The organism is Pedobacter sp. PACM 27299, assembly GCF_001412655.1.
GTDB lineage: Bacteria > Bacteroidota > Bacteroidia > Sphingobacteriales > Sphingobacteriaceae > Pedobacter.
Window position 1 is genome coordinate 638,676 of the sequence record NZ_CP012996.1, and the last position, 18,817, is coordinate 657,492.

Annotated in this window: 15 protein-coding genes; 11 read left to right on the forward strand and 4 right to left on the reverse strand. The window is 40.2% G+C overall.

Annotated elements, in window-relative coordinates:
- The first annotated feature begins 15 nt into the window (after positions 1 to 15).
- The 6 genes from AQ505_RS02705 (at position 16) to AQ505_RS02730 (ending at position 5,841) form a co-directional block, all read left to right on the forward strand.
- The gene (locus AQ505_RS02705) at positions 16 to 900 is read left to right on the forward strand and encodes a glycosyltransferase (protein WP_062546759.1); all 885 of its coding nucleotides are present in this window, start codon (positions 16 to 18) and stop codon (positions 898 to 900) included.
- A gap of 121 nt (positions 901 to 1,021) precedes the next feature.
- A complete protein-coding gene (locus AQ505_RS02710; protein WP_062546760.1) occupies positions 1,022 to 2,182 on the forward strand; it encodes a glycosyltransferase family 4 protein in 1,161 nt (386 codons plus the stop codon).
- A gap of 21 nt (positions 2,183 to 2,203) precedes the next feature.
- Positions 2,204 to 3,289: a glycoside hydrolase family 99-like domain-containing protein gene (locus AQ505_RS02715; RefSeq protein WP_062546761.1), complete on the forward strand. Its 1,086-nt coding sequence runs from the start codon at positions 2,204 to 2,206 to the stop codon at positions 3,287 to 3,289.
- 7 nt (positions 3,290 to 3,296) lie between these two features.
- Positions 3,297 to 4,010, forward strand: coding sequence for an acyltransferase (locus tag AQ505_RS02720; protein ID WP_062546762.1), 714 nt, complete (start codon positions 3,297 to 3,299; stop codon positions 4,008 to 4,010).
- Between the two features lie 10 nt (positions 4,011 to 4,020).
- Positions 4,021 to 4,728, forward strand: a complete 708-nt coding sequence (locus AQ505_RS02725; protein ID WP_062546763.1) for an SGNH/GDSL hydrolase family protein — start codon at positions 4,021 to 4,023, stop codon at positions 4,726 to 4,728.
- Between the two features lie 6 nt (positions 4,729 to 4,734).
- Positions 4,735 to 5,841 (forward strand): DUF1972 domain-containing protein, encoded by a 1,107-nt coding sequence (locus AQ505_RS02730; RefSeq protein WP_062546764.1) that lies wholly within the window; start codon positions 4,735 to 4,737, stop codon positions 5,839 to 5,841.
- A 112-nt stretch (positions 5,842 to 5,953) separates the two neighbouring features.
- On the opposite strand, the gene AQ505_RS02735 is transcribed toward AQ505_RS02730, so the two are convergent.
- From AQ505_RS02735 to AQ505_RS02745, 3 genes are read right to left on the reverse strand one after another with little or no spacing between them, the layout of a single operon-like run.
- Entirely contained in the window at positions 5,954 to 7,492 is a 1,539-nt protein-coding gene (locus AQ505_RS02735) for a capsule assembly Wzi family protein (protein ID WP_062546765.1), read from the reverse strand.
- A gap of 23 nt (positions 7,493 to 7,515) precedes the next feature.
- On the reverse strand, positions 7,516 to 8,595 hold the full coding sequence (locus tag AQ505_RS02740; RefSeq protein ID WP_062546766.1) for a mannose-1-phosphate guanylyltransferase: 1,080 nt from the start codon (positions 8,593 to 8,595) through the stop codon (positions 7,516 to 7,518).
- 12 nt (positions 8,596 to 8,607) lie between these two features.
- Positions 8,608 to 9,990 carry a UDP-glucose dehydrogenase family protein gene (locus AQ505_RS02745; protein ID WP_082461392.1) on the reverse strand — a complete coding sequence of 461 codons (1,383 nt, stop codon included), beginning with the start codon at positions 9,988 to 9,990 and terminating at the stop codon, positions 8,608 to 8,610.
- A gap of 328 nt (positions 9,991 to 10,318) precedes the next feature.
- Between AQ505_RS02745 and AQ505_RS02750 the strand changes: the two genes are divergently transcribed.
- The 5 genes from AQ505_RS02750 (at position 10,319) to AQ505_RS02770 (ending at position 16,153) form a co-directional block, all read left to right on the forward strand.
- A complete protein-coding gene (locus AQ505_RS02750) occupies positions 10,319 to 11,653 on the forward strand; it encodes an undecaprenyl-phosphate glucose phosphotransferase (RefSeq protein WP_231635012.1) in 1,335 nt (444 codons plus the stop codon).
- A 20-nt stretch (positions 11,654 to 11,673) separates the two neighbouring features.
- Positions 11,674 to 12,735, forward strand: coding sequence for a dTDP-glucose 4,6-dehydratase (gene rfbB, locus AQ505_RS02755; protein ID WP_062546768.1), 1,062 nt, complete (start codon positions 11,674 to 11,676; stop codon positions 12,733 to 12,735).
- Positions 12,725 to 13,585 (forward strand): dTDP-4-dehydrorhamnose reductase, encoded by an 861-nt coding sequence (gene rfbD / locus AQ505_RS02760; protein ID WP_062546769.1) that lies wholly within the window; start codon positions 12,725 to 12,727, stop codon positions 13,583 to 13,585. Before rfbB ends, rfbD begins: the two co-directional genes overlap by 11 nt.
- A gap of 7 nt (positions 13,586 to 13,592) precedes the next feature.
- Positions 13,593 to 14,453, forward strand: a complete 861-nt coding sequence (gene rfbA, locus AQ505_RS02765) for a glucose-1-phosphate thymidylyltransferase RfbA (RefSeq protein WP_062546770.1) — start codon at positions 13,593 to 13,595, stop codon at positions 14,451 to 14,453.
- 926 nt (positions 14,454 to 15,379) lie between these two features.
- Positions 15,380 to 16,153: a LuxR C-terminal-related transcriptional regulator gene (locus AQ505_RS02770; protein ID WP_062546771.1), complete on the forward strand. Its 774-nt coding sequence runs from the start codon at positions 15,380 to 15,382 to the stop codon at positions 16,151 to 16,153.
- Between the two features lie 66 nt (positions 16,154 to 16,219).
- Here AQ505_RS02770 and AQ505_RS02775 read toward each other — a convergent pair whose 3' ends face one another.
- Positions 16,220 to 18,715, reverse strand: coding sequence for a hypothetical protein (locus AQ505_RS02775; RefSeq protein WP_231635013.1), 2,496 nt, complete (start codon positions 18,713 to 18,715; stop codon positions 16,220 to 16,222).
- Positions 18,716 to 18,817: the final 102 nt, after the last annotated feature.

The window sequence follows — 18,817 nt, forward strand, 5'->3', positions numbered from 1 at the left end:
ACAATTTGATAGGAAATGAAAAATATTGAAAAGGAATCGCCAATGTTTCAGCAAAATAAATCAACGATGATGGAGAACGAGCAAAATACTAAACCGAAATTACTTGTTTTAGTAGTGCTGTATAAAAAGATGATTTCAGAATCTCCCACGATTAAATCTCTTTTGCTCCAACACAGAGATTTATTTGAGCTGGAACTGGTGATCTGGGACAATAGTCCGGAAAGGTGTCCAGACGATCAGATCTATGAACTTGAAAAGGAGTTTAGCAAATTTCAATACCGATGGACATCAGAAAATACCTGGCTTTCGAAGCTTTATAATAAAGTGTTGTCTGCCTGTACCTACGATTATGCTTTATTGCTGGATCAGGATACAGACATTCCACTTTATTATTTTGATAAGCTGAAAGATGCCCTTTCCAGATTTCCAAAAATTGCGCTGTTCCTGCCCTTGGTACTCCATAAAGAAAAAGTAGTAAGCCCAGGCGCCTGGGTTTATTTCAAAGGAAAACACTGGAAAAAAATAAAAACAGGAATCATCCCGGCAAAGAATGTATTGGCCATTACCAGCGGGATGGTGATTTCTGCAAAGGTGTTTTTTGAGCATCAAATGAAATTCGATGAACGCTTAAGCCTTTATGGAATTGACACAGGATTTATGCTCAGCTTTTCAAAATTTGAGAAGCAGCTGTATGTATTGCCCATCAAATTTGATCATGATACGGTATTGTGGTCTAATCCTTCTGCCGATGTCATGTTGGGCCGGTTTAGGAATTTGAAAAGCACCTGGCCTAAGATTTTATCTGATAGGCCTGTAGCAAGGGTGCTGGTTTATTTTTACAGTATGGCGGTGTCTTTTAAACTGGCACTGAAGTATCAGGACCTCCGGTTTTTGAAATAAAACTTGATGGATTAGTATTGGTTTTAATGGCCTTACTGCTGACGTACACGAAATAATGCGAAGACAGAAAATCGAGGCTTTGATCCTCACTGAATAACTTTTAAAATATAATCGCCGAATAATGAATATCATTTGCGTACACCAGAGTGCTGATATGTATGGTTCCGACCGGAGTTTTTTACAAGTTGTAAACTACCTGAGCCTATCGCCCAACTTTGAAAAGATCACCGTTATTCTTCCAAGAAATGGCCCATTGGTGCTGGAACTGGAAAAATTAAAGGTGGAAATCATTTTCATGAACCTTTCATTATTAAGTAAAACTTATTTGATGAAATTTCAATGGGGGAAGATCATTTTTCCTTTGTTTTCATTTTCCGCTAAAAAGAAACTGTTTGACCAATACGATGTAGTCTATGTAAACACTTCAGTGATTCTTGACTTTTACCTGTTGGCGCCCTTTCTGAAACAAATGAAAATTATTCATATCCGGGAGATTCCAAATCGGATGATCAGCAAAGTATTGTCTTTCTTCTTGAAAGGGGCTAACTCAAAAATCATATTCAATTCCCAGTCTACCTTAAAGAGTTTTGATCATTTAGCACAAAGTCTGGTGATTCACAATGCATTTGAAGGCTTTGCTAAAGTCAAAGACAGCCCCGAAACAGGAGCAATTCCTGAAACAAGAGCGGCGATTCCTTCCGAAACTGCGGTATTGACGCCTTCCGGTCAAACACCATTAAAGGTATTGCTGATTGGCAGGATTAACAGTTGGAAAGGACAGGATTTTACCATTGAAGCCTTAACATTAATCGCCAATGCAAATGTATTGTTGAGAATAGTGGGGAGTACCTCCGCTGGAAATGAACAGATGGTGCTGGATTTAAAGAAAAAAGTAATTCAGCTTGGCTTAATAGACAAAGTGGAGTTTCTGGGCTTTGTTGCTGATACGGCAGAAATTTATAGCTGGTCGGATGTAGTGATCGTACCGAGTACCAAACCTGAACCTTTTGGTAGAATTGCGATTGAAGCGATGAGCCTAAATAAACCGGTTATTGCAGCCAATCATGGTGGATTGCCAGAAATCATTGCGCATGGTTACAGTGGGTTTTTATTTGAACCGAATAATAAAGCTGAGTTTGTAAAGGTACTTCGCCAGTATATCGACGACCGGGATTTGTTGAATAAGCATGGCCGGAATGCGAAAATGGTATTTGAGGAAAAGTTCTCTTTAGTTGGTTTTTATAAAAAATTAGATGAAGCTTTTAAAAATGAACCCGTTTAAAAGAACTCAAAGAATAGCAAAATGAAAAAAATAATCTTCTGCTCTTTTCTACTTTATATCGCCTTATCGGGGATGCCGATCAATCCGGTTTACGGACAAAATGATCAGGCAGCCCATTTAAAAGTTGGTGCTTATTATTTTGATGGCTGGACAGGAAAAACCAACCACATTACCAAATCACTAACAGAGAATTATAAGGAACGTGCTCCCGTTTGGGGCTGGGTAACCAGTAAGCCAGAGATCATTCGCAAGCAAGTGGCCGCTGCGGTCAACGCAAACCTTGATTTTTTTACCTTTTGCTGGTATTACTCTGATCTTTCCAGGAAGAACCTGGAGGAACCCAGAAATAATGCACTTCAGTTGTTTGTCAATTCAAAAGATAAACAAGGACTGAAATTCAATCTGCTGGTGGCCAATCATTATGGATATATCATCGGCCCTGCCGATTGGCAGAAAGTTTCCAGTGTATGGCTTGATCTTTTTCAAAACAAGGCATATCTGAAATTTAATGAGAAACCTCTGATCTCCTTTTTAAGCTTAAAGATGCTGATGAGTTCATTTGGTTCTGCGCCAAAAATTAAATCGGCTTTAGATCAATTGAGAGCCGATGCCCTGCGTCGAGGAATGAAAGGGCTAAGTATTGGGATCAGCATTACACCGGATGAAAAAGAAATCGCCCTCGCTAAACAGTGTGGATTTGATGTCCTGACAGGCTATAATTACCATGACCAAACCTTAGTTAATGGACAGTCGGTTAGTCCGGCCAGTGCGATCCCTAAAAGAGAAAAGGCGGTTTGGACTAGCTTTTTGAAATTTGATATGCCTTATATCCCAGTGAGTACATTAAACTGGGACCCGCGGCCATGGGATGAAATGAATAAGATCAGTAAGCCTTCCCCTCATTTTAAAGGATATGCTCCGGAATCGGTTTATCAGACAGTGAAAGGGTTGAAAGAATGGACGCTCCAAAATAATCCGGCTAAATCGAATGATCAGATCGCAGTGCTTTATGCATGGAATGAATATGGTGAAGGCGCATGGTTAACCCCATCTGTGATTTATAAAAATGGACTGCTAGAGGCAGTTAAGAAAGCTTTAAAAAACTAATACGTTAATGAAAACAATATTTCAATCGATTATCAGAAAGAGAAATCCTGCTTTCAAATTTGATGAAAACATCAGCAGCCGAACTTTATTCAATCTGGCATTCAGTAAAAGTATGGAGCTGCTGAGGGGGATGCTGTTCCAGATTTTTCATTTGAAAAAGCCAAAGCCTATCTTTTTGGGCAGGGGAGTGAGGACCTTTAATAACCAGCACATCAGCATTGGAAAATGGGTTAAAATTGATACTGGGGTATACCTGAGTGGATTGGGTAAAGGAAAATTGATAATTGGTGATTCTTCTGGAATTGGAGCTTATTCTCAAGTGATCATTTCTACTTCATTTAACAATTTAGGAGAGTTTATACATATTGGTAAACAGGTAGGAATCGGACAATTTGCAAGTATTGGGGGCTCCGGGGGTGTTTCGATTGGAGACCATACGATCATTGGACAATATTTTAGCTGTCACCCGGAAAATCATAACTACAATGACCCGGGTAAATTGATCAAAAATCAAGGAACTACCCGTGCTAAAATTACTATTGGGCAGAACTGCTGGATAGGAGCCAAGGTAACTATTCTCGCAGGCGTTTCCATTGGGGATAATTCAATCATAGCTGCAGGAGCGGTGGTCAATAAAAGTATGCCTGCAAATTCTATTATTGCCGGCGTTCCTGCTCGCGTGATTAAAGGAACTTACGATAGAAATGGGCTTTTAATTTAAAACAGGTAAGATGTTTAACAAGAGGAAAAGGTTTAAAAATATTGTTTTAGCAGTTTTATGTACGCTGATTATAGGTGTTGGTGCTCCGGTGTATGGACGTAGTTTGTCAGATTCCATCCCTTTAAAAGTATTGATTCTGGGCAACAGCATTACCTGGCATGGCGCAAAGCCTGCAGTAGGCTGGTCTGGCAACTGGGGGATGGCGGCAAGCGCCGCAGATAAAGATTTTGTGCACCTGCTGAAGTCCAGGATAAACGGACTGAGTCCGCAGACGGAATTTAAATTCGCCAATATTGCAGATTCCTTTGAAAGGAAATTCTGGAAATATAATAACGCAGATTTCAAGAAATTCGGCGACTGGCATCCGGATTTAATTGTGCTGGAAATAGGGGAGAACATCAACGATACCTTAGCAGTAAGATACCAGCTAGGCAAGTGCCTGGGACGTTTAACCACTGAGTTGTCCAAAGGGAAATCAGTTAAAGTCTGCCTGGTAGGCAGCTTTTGGCCAAACCAGCATATAGACCAGATCATGAAATCAACTGCTAGCAAAAACAGTTGGATCTACGTAGATCTACAAGGTATTTATAAAGATAGAAATGAAAATACTGCCATTCAGCAATACCAGAATCAAGGCGTAGGGATGCACCCTTCCGATGCTGGAATGGAACATATAGCAAATAGAATCTGGAATGAAATACAACACTTATTTAAGTAATCTATAATGAAAATAGCAATTATTGGTACCCGTGGTATCCCAAATCATTATGGAGGATTTGAGCAATGCGCGGAATATTTAGCATTGGGTTTGGTAAAAAAAGGACACGAGGTTTTGGTTTATAATTCGCATAACCACCCTTATCAACAGGATAAATGGAATGGTGTTGACTTGCGTCATTGTTATGACCCTGAATACAAACTGGGGACGGCCGGGCAATTTATCTATGATTTGAACTGTATTCTTGATGTGAGAAAGCGAAAATGTGATGTGATTCTTCAGTTGGGCTATACCAGTGGCTCGGTTTGGGGATGGCTGCTGCCAAAGGATGTGGTGGTGACTACCAACATGGATGGACTGGAATGGAAACGGACCAAATACTCCAATAAAGTCAGGAAATTCCTGCAATGGGCAGAAAAACTAGGTGTACAATATAGCGATCACCTGATCTCGGATTCTATCGGCATACAGGATTACCTGAAGGAAAAATACAATGCGGACTCTACCTTTATCGCCTATGGCGCCACCTTGTTTAAGGAGCCTACGATAGGTATTCTTAAAAGTTACGACTTGCTTCCTTATCAATATGATATGCTGATTGCCAGATTGGAGCCTGAGAATAGCATTGAAATCATCCTGGATGGCGTCGCAAAGGCAAATGTGAAACGCCCGTTTTTGGTGGTTGGAAAGCATGAAACGACTTACGGGAATTATTTAAAAGAGAAGTTCGAAGCTCATCCGCAAATCAAGTTTATCGGAGGCATTTACAACATAGATATTTTGAATAACCTGCGTTACTATTCGAACATTTACTTTCATGGGCATACCGTTGGTGGAACCAATCCTTCTCTGTTAGAAGCAATGGCATCCAATAGCTTAATGTGTGCCAATGACAATCCTTTTAACAGGTATATTCTAGGGGATGACGCGATCTATTTCAGGACGGCTGAGGAAGTAGCTGATCATTTGAAAACGGTCCGTTATGACCTTGAAAAGTATCAAATGATGAGGAGGAACAATTGTGATAAGATTACAGAAATATACGATTGGGAATTGATCGTGAATCAATATGAAAAACACCTTCTGGAGGTGAAAGGTGTATTTACAAGGTAGTGGAATGAGATCCGGGGGGATGTAATTCCTTAGGCAGTATGGCAACGCATTTTACCGCGTTCCAATACTGCCGGGAATTCTTTTAAGTACCTGTTTGTTTCCACCTTTTAGGCTATTGAAAATCCTTTTTCAATTTCAGCATCAGGCCAAAGGAGTTGTTCAATAATTTTCCCTGATCCAATGCTGAGGCAAAACCTGCACTATAGCCATTTTTCAATGGTTTAGTACCCTCTAAATAGTAGGAAAACTGATTCACCTTTTGAAATATTTCATTATTTACCGGACTTTTTATATTCCCTGTAGAATTTCCGTAAATGCTGGTTCCAAAGGTTCCATAGTTATTGGAATAGGTGATTTTAGTCATGAAATCCCAGTTATAAAGCCTTCCGGTAAGTCCAGCATGAAGAGCTACTACCCGGTTGTTAATGAAGTAATCAGACTTTTTTACTGCCTGTCCTGCACGTGCGTCATGTCTGGGAGTGATCAATGGATTTCCCATTCCCATACCCTGGTAAGACCAACCCTCTACATAATAAAAGTTGTTGTAATAATCTTCGTCCCCCGACTTGGTGAACGTAGACCATGGGTATCCAGCCTGATCTTTTGAATAGAAGTATTCCAGTAATAGCTTCTTCCAGGCAAAACCTGAGCTTTTCGGGTCAAATCGTTTGTTTTCCAACGTAACCCCGGTTAACCCATCTTTGATGTTGGCCAGTTTCGATAAAGCACCCACATCATAAAAAGTTTGTCGGTAAAGCATCACCTTGAGGTCATTGAAATCATATTCCGCACCAATGTCGATGGAGCCCAGCTGGTTTCCGATTTTAGAAGTCGGAACCCCTTTTGTGCCATACGATTTGCCGGTCACTACATATAAAAAGGTTTCGGCAGGGGAGAGTTTGAAATTGCTGCCATAGGCAGCTTGTTCATTCCCCCAAAATACCTGGTGGTTGAATCCCCCATACATTTTTAAGCGCCAGTCTGCTTTTCCTAACCTTACATATAAGGACTTCTGATGGAAATAGCTGACCGGTTTAGTGTCGTTGATATAGTATTTAATAGTGGGGCCAGCAATGATGCTGTCCAGGATTTTTGTTCTTCCCAGCCAGCCATGCACAAAGTTTCCTTTCACAGAAAATAATCCGCCGAAGATGGGTATACTGTAGTAATTTGGGATAGAGAGCTCTAGCTTTGGTATGCCTGGTGCATTTCCGGAGACCGAAAAGTTACCCGTACTGAGCACCGTATCGCCATTTAAACCCATCACATCTTTTGACCTTCCCGCTTTGAGCTGAAAGATGCCCATTCGTCCTTTAGCATAAGCGGAGATCAATTGAATGCTTGAGCCTTTTCCAGCATTTGCCCTGGCTTCTAATCCAAATCCCCAGTCGAAAAGCCGTTTCTTGCCGAGGCTGTCCGTACTATAATCTTTCTCCGCTTTTCCCAGAAAACTTCCTGATATGCCGGAGAGCGGGACCGAGCCAAATTGGTTGGATCGCATCCAGAAAGGAACAACGTTATTCGTCGTGCCTATGGCTTGTGCCTCCACTGCGTATTTAATTTCAGGTTGCTGTGCCTGAACTGCAGCGGAAATTGTCAAAAGCAATAGTGTGGGGAGAAGCGCGTGTTTTACTTGTTGGATGCCATTCATATAGGAAGGGGTTTTAAGTAAGCTTATACATAGTGATTTCCATAGGTTTCTGCCATAGTTTTTACGACGTCTTTAATTTCCTGTTCCTGGTCTTTTGGGTAAATAAGTAAGGCATTGCCATCATCCACGACAATAAAATTATCGAGACCTCTGATGACTGCCAGTTTGTTTTCATTGATCTGAATGATGCTGTTTTTGGTGTCTTTGACATTGATCTGAGGGGCAGAAATGACGTTTCCTGCCGCATCTTTAGCTGCAGATTCATGTAAGGATGCCCAGGTGCCCAGATCAGACCAGCCGAAATCTGCCGGAATGGTGTAAATGTTATCCGCCTGCTCCATGATGGCATAATCGATAGAAATATTTGGAGCTTTTGGATACTGTGTGTCAATAAAAGCCCTTTCTTCCGGAAGATTGTAATATGGAGTTCCAGCTTCAAACAGCTCATGAATGCTGCTGGTATATTGCTTCAAAGCCTGAATGATTGATTTCGCCTTCCAGATAAAGATTCCTGCATTCCAGAGGTAATTTCCTTCTTTCAGGTACTCCATCGCAGTGGAAAGATTCGGTTTTTCCCTGAACTTCTCCACTTTATATATGCCTTTTTCACTTTCAGCCCCGTATTGAATATAACCATATCCGGTATCTGGCCGTGTTGGACTGATGCCTAAAGTAACCAAGGCCTCATGGGTATCGGTATATGCCAGGGCCGCGCGGATTTTCTCTATAAAAATAGCCTCATATTGTATAAAATGGTCGGAAGGAGCGACAACCAGATTGGCATCCGGGTTCAGTGCAGCCAGCTTAAAAGAAGCGTAGGCAATGCATGGTGCCGTATTGTTTCTGCTGGGTTCGCAAATCAGCTGGTCTGGAGAAATTCCAGGCAATTGTTCCTGCACAAGCTCACTATACTGACTATTCGTGACAATATAGAGGTGTGATGCCGGGCATAATTTCAGGAAACGCTCATAGGTGATTTGTAATAATGACCTTCCTGTTCCTAAAATATCTAAAAACTGCTTCGGAAAATGATTACGGCTTTTTGGCCAAAAGCGACTGCCCACACCGCCGGCCATAATCAGTACATAATTGTTTTTATCCATGTTTTTCAGGTGTTATAAAGACACAAGTTCATTTAGATTACCTGTGAGGTCTGCTTGATCTCCCTCCTCAGCTGCGTTTGCACCAGGAATAATTAAAGACCTTCCAATGCTATTATAATAATATCCTAAGTCGATCATTTTTTGAAGATCATATAGATTTCGGCCATCAAAAATGACTTTATGGTCCATGGTCTCCTCCATCTTTTCAAAATCTGGATTTCTGAAAACTGACCATTCTGTTGCGATTAACAGTGCATCTGCGCCTTTCAAAGCATCATATTGGTTGCTGGCATAACTGATTTGATCACCTAATAGGGCCTTGATATTATCCATTCCTTCAGGGTCAAAAGCAGTGATTGTTGCACCATTAAGTAGCAGTCTGCTGATGATGTATAATGCTGGTGCCTCCCTGATGTCGTCTGTTTCAGGCTTGAAAGCCAAGCCCCATAATGCAAAATGTTTGCCTTTCAGATCCCCTTTATAATATTTCAAAACCTTATCTACCAGTACCGTTTTTTGTTTTTCATTTACGGTCATGACTGCTTTTAAAATCTGGAAATCATATTGATTTTCTGCTGCTGATTTCGACAGTGCCTGTACGTCTTTAGGGAAGCAGCTGCCACCATAACCAAGACCAGGGAATAGAAAACGCTTGCCAATCCGTTCATCAGAACCAATTCCCATACGCACTGAATCCACATCGGCATAAACCAGCTCGCATAAATTAGCAATCTCATTCATGAATGTGATTTTAGTGGCAAGAAATGCGTTTGCAGCGTATTTAGTAAGTTCCGAAGACTTTTCATTCATAAACAAAATCGGATTTCCGGACCTGACATAAGGTGCATACAGCTCGGTCATCAGTTTCTTTGCCTTTTCACTTTTTGTCCCGATCACTACGCGATCTGGTTTCATAAAGTCTTCAACTGCAACTCCTTCTCTTAAAAATTCAGGATTGGAAACGACATCTACTTCTACAGCCGTATTGGCTTTGAAGACTGCCTTTACCTGATCTGCCGTACCCACAGGAACGGTAGATTTGTTGACAATCACTTTATAAGAAGTGATCAGTTTTGAGACATCTGCTGCAGCACCAAGGATATAAGAAAGATCTGCATTACCATCTCCACCCGGCGGCGTTGGCAATGCCATAAAGATAATCTGTGCATCTTTAATCGCCATGGCCAGGTTGGTAGTGAAACTCAACCTCTTTTGAGAGATGTTTCTCAGAAACAAAATGTCCAGTCCTGGTTCATAAATTGGAATAATCCCATGCTGCATCTTTTCAACCTTCAGCTGATCAATGTCTACACAGATCACCTCATTTCCTGTCTCAGCGAGACAAGTACCGGTCACTAAACCGACGTACCCTGTTCCTATTACCGCGATTTTCATAAATGATTTAATTTTTAATCTTATTTTATTGTAAAAATACCCATCATTTTGCGAAATGAAGTCCTGTGTATGTTGTTAATGTTGTTGTTTTTGTTAAAATACCTATTTGTGGGGAGCTTTTTATTCCGTAATGGAGTTAATTTTGGTGAATGTTATTGCGTTTTTAATCTAGCGGGATTATTTCCTGTTGTTATTTTTAATAATAATTGATTTTTTGAGTAGTGTTTATTGATAATGCTTTAATAATTCAAACTAATTTATCCAAATCCAGATGCAGACTCGTTATTTGTACTTACTTAGATACATTTTGCCAATTATCGATGTGGCAATGCTTAATTTAATCTATGTCTTAGCTTATTATCTTACGGAATATCTGGGAAAGACAGTTTCTTATGAGCTTTGGCGTCATTATATGGTCGTTTGTAACCTTGCATGGCTGTTTAACTCAGCAATTTTTGGTCTTTATACAGATTATGGCTCCAGAAAGTTGGAAAGAATTTATAGAGGAACCTGGAGAAGTGTGGCCTTACACGCGGTGATTTTTGCTTTATACCTGCTGTTTTCAAGGGATATTGAATTTTCAAGGACTTTTTTAGTGGTGTTTTATGCCTTATTAGTGTTCGGATTTGTACTGAATCGTTTTCTTGGGACGGCTTTTCAGTCCCTGCTGGTCCATAAGTTTAATGTCAGTAAAAAGGTGGCTTTGATTGGGGTAAACCCAACAGGTTTAAGGTTGGCTCATTACCTTGATCGTCAGTATAATATAGATTTTTATGGTTATATTGATGACGGAAGCCGCATTTATGCGGACGAAAACGGTCGCCTATCCACAAACTTCATCTCAAAAATGGGAAAAGCTGCATTAAACGGAGTGAAAGACATCTACGTCTCTTTGGAACCGCATAAAATGGCATTGGTACAGCCGTTTTTGCAGGAAGCCGATAAACATTGTCTCCGTGTAAAATTCATTCCCGATATGGCCACTACCATCGCCACACCTTATACCATTAGTTACGTAGGTGGGGAATTTCCTGTCATTTCACTAAGAAAAGAACCATTGGAAAGTATTGGAAATCGCTTCAAAAAACGTGCTTTCGACATTGTTTTTAGTCTGGGTGTGATTGTCTTTCTGATGAGCTGGCTTTATCCATTAATCGCTATTCTGATTAAAATGGAAAATAGAGGGCCAGTGCTGTTTAAACAGCTTAGAAGCGGGCGCAACGACGAGCCTTTCTATTGTTATAAGTTCCGGAGTATGAAGGTCAACAACGACAGTGACCAGAAACAGGCAACAAAAGATGACGATCGGATCACCGGTATCGGAAAGTTCCTGCGTAAATCCAGCCTGGATGAACTTCCGCAGTTCTTTAATGTATTAATGGGTAATATGAGCGTAGTGGGACCAAGGCCGCACATGCTGAAACATACAGAAGAATACCGCGCCATCATCAACCAGTTTATGGTGAGGCATTTCCTGAAACCAGGCATCACCGGATGGGCACAGGTAAACGGCCTTAGAGGAGAAACAAAGGAAGAAGGCGCTATGCAGAAACGGGTGCAGCACGATATTTGGTATCTGGAGAACTGGACCGCTATGTTAGAAGTAAAGATTGTGTTTATGACAGTCATCAATATGATCAAAGGAGAAGATAATGCCTATTAACAGCTTTTAAAGTATATAAAATGAGGAAAAAGATTTTAATTACCGGGGGAGCGGGTTTTATTGGCTCTCATGTAGTCAGACAGTTTATTAAAAAATACGCTGATTACGAGATTATTAACCTGGATAAGTTGACTTATGCAGGTAATCTGCTGAACCTTAGGGATGTGGAAGATGCCCCAAATTACCGTTTCATCAAAGGAGACATCACCGATTCGACATTCATAACGGAATTTTTTTATCAGGAAAAACCCGATGCAGTCATTCACCTGGCCGCCGAATCGCATGTGGATCGCTCCATTAGCAACCCTATGGAATTTGTGATGACCAATGTAATCGGGACGGTTAATCTATTAAATGCAGCAAAAGAAATCTGGAAAGGCGAGTATGCCCATCATCGTTTCTACCATGTGAGTACGGATGAAGTATATGGCTCTTTGGGCGAAATGGGGATGTTTACTGAAAAAACAGCTTATGATCCACACAGCCCATATTCCGCCTCAAAAGCAAGTTCAGATCATTTTGTTCGCGCTTACCATGATACTTATGGCTTGGATGTAGTCATTTCTAACTGTTCAAACAATTATGGATCTCATCATTTTCCGGAGAAATTAATCCCATTGGCGATTAATAATATCAAAAATAATAAGCCCGTTCCCGTATATGGAAAGGGGGAAAATATCAGAGATTGGCTTTGGGTAGAAGACCATGCTGCGGCAATAGACCGGATCTTTCACCAGGCTAAAGCTGGCGATACCTATAATATTGGAGGTCATAATGAGTGGAAAAACATAGACCTGATCCATTTGCTATGTCGGATAATGGACGAAAAACTCGGCCGTGAAGCAGGGGCATCCGCAGCGTTGATTACTTATGTAACAGACCGTGCAGGCCATGATCTTCGCTATGCCATTGACTCCAGCAAATTACAGCATGAACTGAACTGGACGCCTTCTTTGCAGTTTGAAGAAGGATTGGCGAAAACAGTAGATTGGTACCTGGAAAATGGCGAATGGTTAGAAAACGTAACTTCAGGGGTATATCAGGACTATTACAACGAACAATATGCAGCACATGAGCAATAAAAAAATACTTGTTTTTGGCGGACTTGGGCAGCTCGGTCAATGTTTGAGCAAAGTCACTAAAGACCGTAATACCGCTTCTTTTGTTTTTCTGGATGAAGTAGTTGGAGATATCCTGGATCTGGATAAATTAAGCCTTTTGTTTCAAAAGGAATCCCCGGAATTTGTCATCAATTGTGCGGCCTATACGGCAGTAGATAAAGCGGAAGATGAACCTGAGCTTTGTGAAAAGATAAACAGTATCGGGGCGGCAAATCTGGCTCGGTTCTGCGCAGAATTTAAAGCCACATTGATCCATATTTCCACTGATTTCGTTTTTGAAGGGAATGTGCCTGCCCTATTGAAAGAAACCGATGCGGCCTCCCCAATCAATGTTTATGGGAAGACCAAATTGCAGGGAGAAATGGAAATTGCGAAATGTCTGGAGGCGCATTACATCTTGCGCACCAGCTGGCTGTATTCAGAATTTGCAGGTAATTTTGTGAAAACCATGCTTAAACTGGGTTCGGAACGCGAAGAACTGAGTGTCATAGTGGATCAGGTAGGTACCCCAACTTATGGGGTAGACCTCGCTGCGGTAATTCTTGACCTCGTTGATTCCGGTCAGAAAGCTTATGGGACCTACCATTATAGCAATGATGGCCTGTGTTCCTGGTATGATTTTGCAAAAGCAATTTTCGAAATCAGCGGTGCTAAACTGACGGTTTATCCCATTCCAACAAGTGCTTATCCTACCAAAGCCAGGCGTCCGTCCTTCTCTGTGATGGATAAAACTAAAATTAAAACCACATTTAACCTTGAAATTCCTTATTGGAGAGCTAGTCTGGTTAAGTGTATTCACGCAATAAAATAAAGCATACATGAAAGGAATTATACTTGCCGGGGGAAGCGGTACGCGTTTACACCCTTTAACCCTGGTAATGAGTAAGCAAATGATGCCGGTTTATGATAAGCCGATGATTTACTACCCATTGTCTACTTTAATGCTGGCAGGCATTAACGAGATCTTAATTATATCAACACCGCATGACCTTCCTAATTTTGAGAAATTGCTGGGTGATGGTACTCAGCTGGGCTGTAAGTTTTCTTATGCCGTACAGCAGGAACCGAATGGTTTGGCACAAGCCTTCGTGATTGGTGCAGATTTTATCGGAACAGACAAAGTGGCATTGGTACTTGGAGATAACATATTCTATGGGGATGGAATGGCCAGGTTATTGCAAAGCAGCGCTGATCCTGAAGGTGGGGTGGTCTTTGCATATCCCGTGTCAGATCCTGAACGTTATGGGGTTGTAGAATTCGATGCCAACAATAAGGCCGTTTCTATCGAAGAGAAGCCAGCTCTTCCTAAATCTGATTATGCCGTTCCGGGCCTGTATTTCTACGATAATTCTGTAGTAGAAATCGCTAGAAACATTAAACCTTCTCCAAGAGGGGAGTATGAAATTACAGACGTAAATAAGGTCTATCTGGAGCAGGGGAGGCTTAAAGTAGGGGTGTTGAGCAGGGGAACAGCCTGGTTAGATACCGGTACTTTTGCTTCCTTAATGCAGGCAGGACAGTTTGTACAAGTTATCGAAGAACGTCAGGGATTAAAGATCGGATGTATTGAAGAGGTCGCTTACCGTATGAACTTTATTGACCGGGAACAGCTGTCTAAAATTGCTGCTCCATTGGTCAAAAGCGGTTATGGCGCCTACCTGTTAAAAATGATTAAATAGAGCATTCTCGTGTATTTTTTTAACTCTATTGTTTTCTTTTTTCAGCATAGTTTATAATATTTTTAGTCGTATTTTCTCTAATGACTTTTTTAAAATATAGAAATCTTATGTTAGGTATTGATTCTTGTATTTTCGGACAGTTTTGTAGGTAAATCATACAATTTTAAGCCTTAATAATCTGTCATTTTAGACAAGTGTTGTATTTAGGCCGATCTGATCGGCCAAATTTTTCATAAATTACTATAAAAGCATCCTTTTAACTCAGTGTAATCCATTTATTGAATCCCTGTTCAATAAAATCACTAGTTATAGGGATGCTTTTTTTGGGTACTTGGATTAGTTTTTGTGGTTAAATGGTCATTAGAAATTCAATTCCGAAGGAATTTTTCATTCCTGGAGGTTGTGAATCATTTGAGTTTCTTTTAAATTAAAATAACTAGTTTTTTATGCTGATGCTCATCCTTAGTTTATGTCTGTTCAAATCCACATTGCTCTTCATTCGAAGCAATAATCTTCCATTTGTATCGTTTTTCAATTGTCACTTTATTGATACCTTCTGATGAGGCAAGTTGAAATTTGTTCAAATCAGTCGAAAATGATGGTTTTTGATTGGAGGAAAGAGGAGGCGCCTTAAGAGAATAACTAGTTACACCCTTTTAAATATGAATCTAATCAATCCATAATTATTAATCTAATCCCTATTTACAATGTTAAATTATTATCTTAATTCTTTCGCTTTACGAGTCGTGAGCGAAACCAGTCAACGCTATGATGAGCGATCTTTAGACGTCAATTTGTTAATGAATAATTGTATCTGGTAGCAGTTTGGGGTTATCTACTTTTAACCTCCCAGCGCCTTTCAGTTTACATTTTTAGAGAAGATAAAGAACCCGTTTTTTATTTTTTTAATCTATTTAATTAACCTTATGGAATCTAATAACAACGTCATACACGATACCTGGAACAGGTATAGTGATTTTTACACACGTTCGACTATAGCCCTGCCTGAAGTGAATTTAGATCAGTTTTTGCCCTCATTTCTTAGCTCGGGCAACTTTTACTATTTAGTTGATTTTTGCGATAAAAAAATCAAATATATAGACCCGGGTATTGCAGATGTTTTAGGCCTTGACCCTTCATCCGCCACTGTAGATGATATTTTAGGACGTATACATCCTGAGGATGTCAATTACGTAGCCCAGACTGAATCAGCAAGCGTTCGATTTATGCTGGATCAAATGAACAAAGAAAGCATTAAGAGCTATTATAAAACATCTTATTGTTTTCGGTTTAAATTGGCAGATGGCAGTTATGAATTGTTTCACAATGAATCTGTTTACCTTTCAAAAGATGATTCAGGACGAATCAATCAGGTATTGCACATTCATACCAATGTGAACCACATCACCTCTGTCAATAATTATATGCCTTCACTGGTAGACACAAAAGGAATCAAGAAAGTTTGGCCGGTAAATGTCAGCCGTGATCCGGAAAGCCAGCCCTTGAATTTGCAGTTCAGCAAAAGAGAAATGGAAATCATTAAACTGATTGCATTGGGCTATAAAAGTGAAGAGATTGCGGATAGCTTATTCATCTCTCTGCACACGGTGCATTCACATCGTAAAAATATCATTAGGAAGTCTGGCGTCAAAACCAGCTCTGAACTGATTAGCTTATGTGTGAGAGAAGGCTTGATCTAACCTGAATCTAATCAAATAAAACAGCCTGTATTTCAATGAAATACAGGCTGTTTTGCTAAAAGTAATTTATCCGACCGTCACTAGTAAACGATGAGGGATTTTTCTTTCCTCCATAAAACACAGCCTTTCATATTTATACTCATTGACCTTGACAGTGTCCTGTAGATCCTGAAATATGGCAATCATAAGATCGTAGACCATAATACAATTGAGGTTGAGCTCATTTCTTTTGAAAATCTGCAGGCTTTCATTGGAATATTCATAAGCTTGTACAAATTCTCCACGCAGTCTGAGTTGATTGGCTTGTACCATTCTAAACATACATTCCGAATATTCTGTCAGCTTAAACCTAGTTCTGTTATGGTGAATTTCAGATAAAATACGCTCCAGCTGATCTGTTTTTTTTCCAGGCTGAATTTTTGACTTCGCCAGAGCAAAAATGTTCATGATAAATATGGGGAAAGCAGTCCTTTTAGAGAAAATCCTGGGCTGCTGTTTCCTGATGGCCTGCACAATTTCCAAGGTGCCCTTGTCTGTTCCGTAAAAGGTATTGAGCAGGATCAAAAGCAAGTAGGAGATGCCCTGCCTGGTATCCAATGTGGTTCGGTTTTCCAGAAATGGATAGTTAAAGTGCTCAAGATCCTTAATCAGAGGGTGGCTGGCATCTGCCCGGTTGCTGAGCTTCAGGTAAATCAGCCAGCAAACTTCATACGGACTGATAAACCAGTTGCTTAAATCCATGGCTGCAATTTTAGTCAGCCTCAGGGCAATGCTGTCCTGATCCATGCTCATCACGTCAAAAATGGCTAGGATACTTTGGTAAATCGCCCTGTTTTCATCATTGTCGGCCACATCTGCCAATACGTTGACTGCTTCTTTATAGCAGGAGTCGACGAAATCAAAGTTGATCAGCTGTTTGATCAGGATATCATGTAATTTATGCTCAGTCAGCAATTTAAAGGTATCCGGACTATAGCGGGCACGGAACCTGATGTTCTCTGCAATAAATAAAATAAGGTAATTGCGCTCAAAATAGTTGATTTCCAGGTCGAATACATGTGCCAATGCCCCAAAATCACCAATTCTGATGATAAAACGAATGGTCCATTGTATCAGGTGAAACCTCACATTGCTGTTTTCGTAATTGCGCTGAATGTATTCAAAGAAAGTCCAGTTGACTTGCAGGTGGAACTTTTCCAGCAGCTCAATAAATAAAAAATATTCGAAGAGATGCGGGTAAATAAAACGAACAAATTCTCTTGGCTGGTAATCATCCTGACTCTTTTCCTCCACCAAAATACCTTCGGAAACCAGTTCCATGTACGCATTTTTAAAAGCCGATAATTCTGCAATCAGCAAGTCTTTCGGTACTGAATTAGCGTTCTTGCCATATTCAGTGAGCTGAATAACTTTTTTTAAGAAAAGAATCTTCTCCGTATAGTAATTGGATTTATATATTTTTTCCTGAATGAACCTCGAAATCAGTTCATGGAAAGTAATGCTGCTCGAATAGTTAAAGTAAGGATCTTCTTCCTTCAGCTGATAATAAAGCTGGATATAGAGAGGGAATTTTAATTGAGATTTGAGTTTCGGATTTAACTCATGAACATCTGAATGGTTGATCTTATCAATAATCCGGTCAATCTCTTTACCTGTGAGGGGAGGTACATTGGAAACTTCATTGTGATTGAAGTAATTTCCAGTAAACCACTTAGACCTTAAAAATGCAGAATGTCTGATACAATCGTAGAATCTGGTCCAGGTAGTAGAACGCATGCTCATCACCAATTTTATCGAATCATTGTGCTCAATACTGCAAATGAAACTGATGATGTTTTCAAACATCTGCTTTTTTAAATCCCTTTTAACCATCACTTCAGAAAAGCCATCAATAATGACGACAAACTTTCTGCCCGTGGCCTTATGATTTTCTCTGATCAGTTCCAGGAGACTTTCGTGGTGGGGGATGCCCAATTGTATTTTTAGCAGATCCTCAAAACTGATGTTGTGCTGATCAGGATTGAAAATGTTATTGGCAAAGAGAAATAATACCGTAGAATCTAAATGCTGAGCAGTTTCTCCATGAAAAAATTTTTCTACTAAATGACTCAGTAAAATCGTTCTGCCATAGCCTGGCTGTGAAATGAAACAGGTATAACTATAATCACTTTTGAAAAAATCATCGAAATCATGTTCGGCAAACTTTCTACTGATGGTCATCTCATAAGGTATACCAGACCTGTTTTTAATGCCTTTTAACGTGAAATTCGTTACTTTTTTAGCATTCATCCGGATATCAGCCCAACTGTTGACCGGAGCTTGTGTGTTGGAGGGGAGTGCGCGGGTCCAAGTTTGTGGATCCTCCTTGTTTACGTACTCAGAAAGTGTCGTTAGCGTGAATTTAGAAAAATTGTGTTTCACAACAGCAAAACCAAACAACCGTTTGATCGTCGTTTCGCTGACGTTTTTATTGAGCGTTTTGCTGATTTCAATGGAGATCCTTTTACAATCAGCGGGAGTGATGGTTCGAATTCCTGTTTTTAATAGGATGAGACTCTTCACTTCATTTAGGGTAAATATATCCTCCATATGTAGTCTGAGTGAGCATTAATTTCTTAAACTAAACGAATATAATGCTTTCAGTACAATAATGAACAGGTGTAA

What these genes read in the sequence shown, in the direction of transcription:
- AQ505_RS02705 (WP_062546759.1), top strand. Translation starts at nt 16, where the DNA reads ATGAAAAATATTGAAAAGGAATCGCCAATGTTTCAGCAAAATAAATCA.
- AQ505_RS02710 (WP_062546760.1), top strand. Translation starts at nt 1,022, where the DNA reads ATGAATATCATTTGCGTACACCAGAGTGCTGATATGTATGGTTCCGAC.
- AQ505_RS02715 (WP_062546761.1), top strand. Translation starts at nt 2,204, where the DNA reads ATGAAAAAAATAATCTTCTGCTCTTTTCTACTTTATATCGCCTTATCG.
- AQ505_RS02720 (WP_062546762.1), top strand. Translation starts at nt 3,297, where the DNA reads ATGAAAACAATATTTCAATCGATTATCAGAAAGAGAAATCCTGCTTTC.
- AQ505_RS02725 (WP_062546763.1), top strand. Translation starts at nt 4,021, where the DNA reads ATGTTTAACAAGAGGAAAAGGTTTAAAAATATTGTTTTAGCAGTTTTA.
- AQ505_RS02730 (WP_062546764.1), top strand. Translation starts at nt 4,735, where the DNA reads ATGAAAATAGCAATTATTGGTACCCGTGGTATCCCAAATCATTATGGA.
- AQ505_RS02735 (WP_062546765.1), bottom strand. Translation starts at nt 7,492, where the DNA reads ATGAATGGCATCCAACAAGTAAAACACGCGCTTCTCCCCACACTATTG.
- AQ505_RS02740 (WP_062546766.1), bottom strand. Translation starts at nt 8,595, where the DNA reads ATGGATAAAAACAATTATGTACTGATTATGGCCGGCGGTGTGGGCAGT.
- AQ505_RS02745 (WP_082461392.1), bottom strand. Translation starts at nt 9,990, where the DNA reads ATGAAAATCGCGGTAATAGGAACAGGGTACGTCGGTTTAGTGACCGGT.
- AQ505_RS02750 (WP_231635012.1), top strand. Translation starts at nt 10,319, where the DNA reads ATGCTTAATTTAATCTATGTCTTAGCTTATTATCTTACGGAATATCTG.
- rfbB (WP_062546768.1), top strand. Translation starts at nt 11,674, where the DNA reads ATGAGGAAAAAGATTTTAATTACCGGGGGAGCGGGTTTTATTGGCTCT.
- rfbD (WP_062546769.1), top strand. Translation starts at nt 12,725, where the DNA reads ATGAGCAATAAAAAAATACTTGTTTTTGGCGGACTTGGGCAGCTCGGT.
- rfbA (WP_062546770.1), top strand. Translation starts at nt 13,593, where the DNA reads ATGAAAGGAATTATACTTGCCGGGGGAAGCGGTACGCGTTTACACCCT.
- AQ505_RS02770 (WP_062546771.1), top strand. Translation starts at nt 15,380, where the DNA reads ATGGAATCTAATAACAACGTCATACACGATACCTGGAACAGGTATAGT.